This is a genomic window from Rhodococcus sp. NPDC057014 (genome assembly GCF_042673295.1).
Taxonomy (GTDB): domain Bacteria; phylum Actinomycetota; class Actinomycetes; order Mycobacteriales; family Mycobacteriaceae; genus Rhodococcus_F.
Window position 1 is genome coordinate 1 of sequence record NZ_JBHUSF010000433.1, and the last position, 6,063, is coordinate 6,063.

Here is a 6,063-nt window from a genome sequence, read left to right on the forward strand (position 1 = left end):
GGCGGCACGCTGCCTTCTTATCCGGAATGGGAACGGACGAGAGCCGGCGCAAGGACGAGGTGATCGCCCGAACTCATGAGGCCGGTGGCATAAGAACAGACGACGGTGGAGTAGCCAGCGCGCTGACGCCGAGGAGGCCGTCGAACTCGCGCCCCCGGACGGATTCCGGGCCCCGCGCCGTGGTCAGACTGCCGGTGCTGCGCCGTGGGCGATCCGGCCCGACCTGGTCGGTCAGGCAGTGATCAGCTGGACGGGCACGCCCGATCCGACGGGATTGATGACGGCATCGAGGATCGTGCGCTGGGTTTCGGCGAGGTGACCAGTGCATGCGTTGGCCGCGGCGTCACCCTCGCCGGCGAGGATTGCCCGGCACATGGTCCGGTGCTCGGCGAGGGAGGTGTCGAGGCGCTGGGGGCGTGAGTGCGCGATTATGCGCAGTCGGGCGCTGTGGGGGCGTAACTCGGCGATGGAGCGGGCGAGGTGCTCGTTGCGGGTGTGCGCGATGACGGCCTGGTCGAATGCCTCGGCGAGCTCGTAGAACCGGTCCCGTCGCTGGTCGGACGGCGCCTGGTCCGCGAGAGGGTCGAGTCCGTCGAGGATCTCCGTGAAGGCCTGTCGTGCCGCGGGAACCGAGTCGATGGTGTCGGCGACCATCCGTACTGCTGCCGCTTCGAGCAACATCCGCAGCTCGAACAGGTCCCGCACCCCCTGAATGGAGATCGGCGCGACGCGGACCCCTTGCCGGTCGACGAGCGAGACCAGCCCTTCGGCCTCGAGTTGCACCAGCGCGCGACGCACCGGAGTGCGTGAAGCGGAGAAGCGCTCGCCGATGCTGATCACGCTGAGGGACTCTCCGGGACGCAAGGTCCCGTCGAGGATGCTCTCTCTGAGCTGCGCGTATACCTGCTCGCTCTTGTTGTCGGCCGCCATGTGTGCATCATAACGAACAACATGGGACTCGCTATGGCGCTCCATACGGTATACAGTGATGTACACCACTACAACGGAGGAAGTCCGATGCTTGTCATACTCGGCTTCTCGATGATCGCGGTATTCATGTACCTGATCATGAGCAAGCGCATCACTCCGGTCGCGGCCCTTATCGTCGTACCGACCGTGTTCGCCCTTTTCGCCGGTGCGGGAATGGGTTTCAGTGACATGATCATGGAGGCGCTGCTCAAGCTCGCCCCCACGGCCGCGTTGCTGTTCTTCGCGATCACCTTCTTCGGGATCATGATCGACGTCGGGTTGTTCGACCCGCTGATCCGGCTGATCCTCAAGTTCGTTCGCAACGACCCGATGAAACTGGTCGTCGGTACGGCCTTGTTGACGTCGATCGTGTCACTGGATGGGGATGGCTCCACCACGTTCATCATCGTGACCTCGGCGTTCCTGCCGATCTATCTCAAACTGCGGATGAGCCCGGTCGTGCTGACCGTGGTCGCGGCGACCGCGAACGGTGTGCTGAACACCGTGCCGTGGGGTGGGTCGACCGCCCGGGCGGCGGCCGCGCTGAATGTCTCGCCGATCGACATCTTCGTCCCGATGATTCCGTCGATCGCGGCTGGCCTTGTGGCGGTGCTGGTGCTCGCGTACTTCCTCGGTCGCAGCGAACGCAAGCGGGTCGGTCTGCTCACCCTCGACTCCGAATCGGTGGAGGAAGCGGCCCTGGTGGGATCGTCTGGTGGCGCGGGTAAGACCCCAGGCTCCGACAACACCGCGAGTGGACCGGCACGCCCGGCCACTGGTGGCGACGACGTCTCCGACTTCGCGGAACTGCCCGAGATCGGTGATCACCTCGAGAGGCCGAAGGCCCGCCCTAAGCTGGTGTGGATCAACTTCGCGTTGACCGCCGCGGTGATGACGCTGCTCGTGCTCGGCACTCTCGCGCCGCCGGTGATCCTGATGCTCGGCGTCGGTATCGCGTTGATCATCAATTTCCCCCGGGTGTCGGAGCAGGCCGATCAGCTCAAGTCGCACGCGTCGAGCGTGGTGTCGGTGGTGGCGCTGGTCTTCGCCGCGTCGGTGCTCACCGGGGTGCTGTCGGGAACCGGAATGGTCGAGGCCATGGCCCAGTGGCTCGTCGAGATCATCCCGACCAGTTTCGGCCCGCACCTGGCCATCGTCGCCGGCCTGTTGAGCCTGCCGCTGACGTTCTTCATGAGCAACGACGCCTTCTTCTTCGGTGTGCTCCCAGTGCTCAACGAGACGGCCTCGCACTACGGCATCGCCCCCGAGGAGATGGCCCGCGCCGCGATCATCGGACAGCCCCTGCACACCTCCAGCCCCCTGGTCGCCTCGTTCCTGCTGCTGGTAGGCCTGGCCAAGGTGGAACTCGGTGACCACCAGAAGAAGGCGATCTGGCGCGCTTCCCTGGTCGGTTTGGTCATGCTCGTCGTCGGCATCCTCTTCGCCGCATATCCCGGATAGGACGGAATCCCGCCATGAACTTCGTCGTCTTGCTCACCGATCGCCCGGAAAGCCACAGTGCCCTGGACTGGACGCTCGACACCGCCGGAAAGTTCGCCGACGACCCCGCGGCGGTGACGGTGCACATCGTGATGGCCGGCGGTGCAGATTCACCGGCCAGTCCCAACTACACCTCCCCGGCACTCGCCGCGCAGGCGCGCCAGCGGCTACAGGATGCCGGCGTGAAGTACGAACTGCACTCCGCCGAAAACGATCTCGCGGACCAGGTCGTCACCCTGGCCACCGATACCGGCGCCGACCTCGTCGCACTCGGATTGCGCCGTCGATCCGCGGCGATGAAGCTGCTGCTCGGCAGTCACACTCAGCGCATCCTGCTCGACGCGCCCTGCCCGGTGGTGGGCGTCAAGGAACCCGCCTAGCCAACAACCAGTTCCCCGGCCACGGTGGGTGAGAACGCATCACGCGATCTCACCCACCGAAACCGCGTACGCCCGCTTGTGAAGGCACCGTGTCACTCCCACAGTTCATGTGGGCTACATCTTCGCTCAGTCGAGGTACCCGGTGGACTGTTAGATCCAGTCGATGTGAACGGAGTCGATGTGGTCGAAGTGGAACCCGAACTGGTCGCTGTACCTGTCGAAGCCCTTGTTCTCCGGGTAATCGAGGGTGGCGTGCCGCTCCAGGAGTGCGACGACCCGGGCATGATCGTCATTGGCCAACGCGGCCGCGAGCTCCCGGGACTCATCGCCGCTGAACGGGGTGTCCGAGTTCGCGAAATCCAGGGTCCGGACCCGGTAGTCGTAGCCCTCGTCGGCCCCGTTACGCACCATCACACCGCCCCTGACCCGGATCACCGCCCGTTTCGGGGTGCCGTCCGGCCGCAACACCCCGGCCCTTTTCATGATGTCCTGCGCCTTCACGGTTTTCAGTTTCTTGCTCGCATCGGCCCGCAACTCGTTCGTCTCCCCCGACCGGTACCGAGACACCGCGGAGCGGGACCGCCCGATCATCGCGGCCACCGCCTCGACACCACCCAATCGTTCGATCGCCGCCCGGCGTTGGGCCCGCTCGAGCACATCCGCATGCGGGATGCGGCCCTGCTGGGCCCACCGGCGCAACGTACGCGCCGACGGCGGGGTGCGGCCGGCATCGATCGCCGCCTGCCGCAACCCCTCATTCCCGAGTTCCTTCCGCAGTTGTGTGACCGACACTTTGCTGGTCAGCCCGGCCAAACCCCCACTCTTGACCTGCTTGGATTTTTCGACACCGCTGGTCGCGGCGTCGGAGACCGACACCTTGAGGCCGTCCAGACCGACCGCCTGCTGCGGCAGCTTCGTGGTGCGCGGCCGCGGAAGATGCAGGGCCATCAGAGCACCCCCTCCCCGTCGTCGGTGTTCTCGTCATCGGCTTCGAAGTCGTCGTCGGCGAAGTCGTCGTCGGCGAACGCCGCAGTGATCGTCAGTTTCACCTCATGCACATCCTCCGCCGACGCCAACGCGGACCGGAGTGTGCCGGTGAGGGGTGTGTCCTTCTCCACCGACATCTTCCCCAACGCCGCACTCTCATCCGCGAGGTCCTCCCCGTCTGCGAGCAAATACACCCAGGAGTCGGTGACCGTCCGGACCGGCCACCGGCCGTGTTCGCGGGCGATCCGCATCGCCACCCGCCGCCCGCGCCACCGGCAGTGCGCGATGATCGCCGCCCGCCACACCGGTTGGTGATGATGGGCCATCCGGGTCGCGGTCCACATGTCCGGGTTCACCATCCGCCCGATGTACCCCTTGTAGCAGGACCCGACGAACAATTTCGTCGCCGCATCCCCGGTGTCCACCGACACCTTCCGGGCCTCCCGCAAGATTTTCGCCCACTTGTCCAGCACCCGGCCCTGCTGCGGAAACACCCACGCCTCCGTGACATCCAGGTCGTCGAGGTCGGCGCCGATCCCCCCCTCCGCCACCGGGGAGCACAACCCGTCCAGGCTGACCGTGGTGACCCAGGTCTGCACCGGCTGATCGGTGAGCATGTGCGGGTGCGGCAGGGGCAGCTTCTCGGGCAGCGACAACGTCTGCGCCGCCGGGAGGGTGATCCGCCACAGCCCGAACGGGGCCCCCTTCTCCCCCACCGCCGCCGCGGCAGCGGCCCCGCCGGTCAGATGGGTGGGTTGCCCGTACCCGAACTCCAGCATCCCCGCCGACGCCAAATAGGCGGCGCGTTGGTCGATGGACACCAACCGGCACGCCCCCTCCAGGTCCTGTGCGTCGGGCATTCGGGTCCACCCGGCCGCGGGTTCGAGGTCCCCGCGCCGGGCACCGTCCAGCGGCGGCACCGGGCCCGCGGTCGCCACCACCAGGCCCTTGCCCGACCGGGTGCGTTCCCGCTTGATCTTGTCGACGATCGCCGCCCCGGTCCGCGCCGGTGTCGGCCCCGGGAGCACCCCGAGGTGTTTCGCACACCACGCCAACCGGCGCCCCAACTCCCGCGCCGCCGGCAAATCCTCGTCCGGGAGATACGTTCCCGCCGTGGGTGAGCCGAGGATCCCCATCTCCCCGACCCGGTTGTTCCAGCTGAAGTCCTTGTTCCAATAGGTCCACACGTAGGGCTCGAGCACCACATCGACCATCGAGGTGAACTTGCCGATCGTCCGGGACAGGTGCACCACGTGCCCCGGATCGCCGCGTAACTCCCAGCCCGCGTTCAGCATCGGCGTCAGGGTGGCCTGCAGGACCGCGGTCAGGTCGGCGGCGGCGCGGGTGCGCAGCACCTCCATGTCCTTGAAGTCGTCCTCGTCGCCCGGGTCGATCACCCACCCCAACGCTTCGCACGCGCCCTGGCCCACGATCCACACCTGCGGCGGCGTACCCAACGGTTTCAGGGCCGCCCAGCGCACCAGTTTGTCGAGCTTCTCCACCGAATCGACCGGACCGGTCAACTCCCGCCCCGACGGGGTGTACGTCCCGTCGGCGGTCACGATCACCGCGTGTTCATCCGCCTCCACGCCGACCGGTAGTGACTCCCACATCGGTCGGCTCAGTGTTGCCGTCGACTCGGTCTCCGGCACGGGCGTCGGTTCCGCGGCAACGGTCGGCGTCGGCGATTCCGCCGGTTCCGCGGCAACGGTGGATGTCGGCGATTCCGCCGGTTCCGCGGCAACGGTGGATGTCGGCGATTCCGCCGGTTCCGCCTCAGCGGTCGATGCCGGCGATTCTTCCGCGGCGGTGTCCTCCGCGTCGACCTCGGCGGCATCGGCGGGAGCAGGATCCGGCGCAGGGGGCTGGTGCAGGTCGAACAGGGCAATCTGCTCCCACGGACGACTCATCGGTTCACTGCTCCCGGATCCGGCCATCGGGATCGGCCGGCGGGACGTCGTAGCGGTCGAGCAACTCCTGCAGGGCCACGTCCACGACGCTGGTGACCGTGAACCCTCGGTTGTTCACCAGCCACTTCAACCGGGCCTCCGTCGACGCCAACACCCACGTATTGAGCTGCACCTTCACCGGACCCCTGCGGGGCTCGAGCTTCGACGTCAACTCCTCGGTGTGCGCCGCGGCGACGGGACCACCCGAGGTTCGGGCATCGGTGCGTGGCTTCGACGTTCGGCGTCCCGCGTTCGGCCCCGCAGGGTTGCCTTCGCGT

Annotated in this window: 6 protein-coding genes; 2 read left to right on the forward strand and 4 right to left on the reverse strand. The window is 67.1% G+C overall.

The features are described 5' to 3' along the window. Nucleotides 1-231: 231 nt before the first annotated feature. Nucleotides 232-930, reverse strand: coding sequence for a GntR family transcriptional regulator (locus ACFTZB_RS41920; RefSeq protein ID WP_378441295.1), 699 nt, complete (start codon nucleotides 928-930; stop codon nucleotides 232-234). Nucleotides 931-1,017: 87 nt separating this feature from the next. Here ACFTZB_RS41920 and ACFTZB_RS41925 point away from each other — a divergent pair, with 87 nt between their 5' ends. Beyond that, nucleotides 1,018-2,430, forward strand: coding sequence for a CitMHS family transporter (locus tag ACFTZB_RS41925; protein ID WP_378441297.1), 1,413 nt, complete (start codon nucleotides 1,018-1,020; stop codon nucleotides 2,428-2,430). A 14-nt stretch (nucleotides 2,431-2,444) separates the two neighbouring features. Beyond that, nucleotides 2,445-2,849 carry a universal stress protein gene (locus tag ACFTZB_RS41930; protein ID WP_378441299.1) on the forward strand — a complete coding sequence of 135 codons (405 nt, stop codon included), beginning with the start codon at nucleotides 2,445-2,447 and terminating at the stop codon, nucleotides 2,847-2,849. Between the two features lie 150 nt (nucleotides 2,850-2,999). On the opposite strand, the gene ACFTZB_RS41935 is transcribed toward ACFTZB_RS41930, so the two are convergent. The 3 genes from ACFTZB_RS41935 to ACFTZB_RS41945 form a co-directional block, all read right to left on the reverse strand. Beyond that, entirely contained in the window at nucleotides 3,000-3,797 is a 798-nt protein-coding gene (locus ACFTZB_RS41935) for a hypothetical protein (RefSeq protein ID WP_378441301.1), read from the reverse strand. Next, nucleotides 3,797-5,746 (reverse strand): hypothetical protein, encoded by a 1,950-nt coding sequence (locus tag ACFTZB_RS41940; protein WP_378441303.1) that lies wholly within the window; start codon nucleotides 5,744-5,746, stop codon nucleotides 3,797-3,799. Before ACFTZB_RS41940 ends, ACFTZB_RS41935 begins: the two co-directional genes overlap by 1 nt. Nucleotides 5,747-5,750: 4 nt before the next feature. Next, the coding region (locus tag ACFTZB_RS41945) for a hypothetical protein (RefSeq protein ID WP_378441305.1) at nucleotides 5,751-6,063 on the reverse strand (313 nt) is incomplete at its 5' end.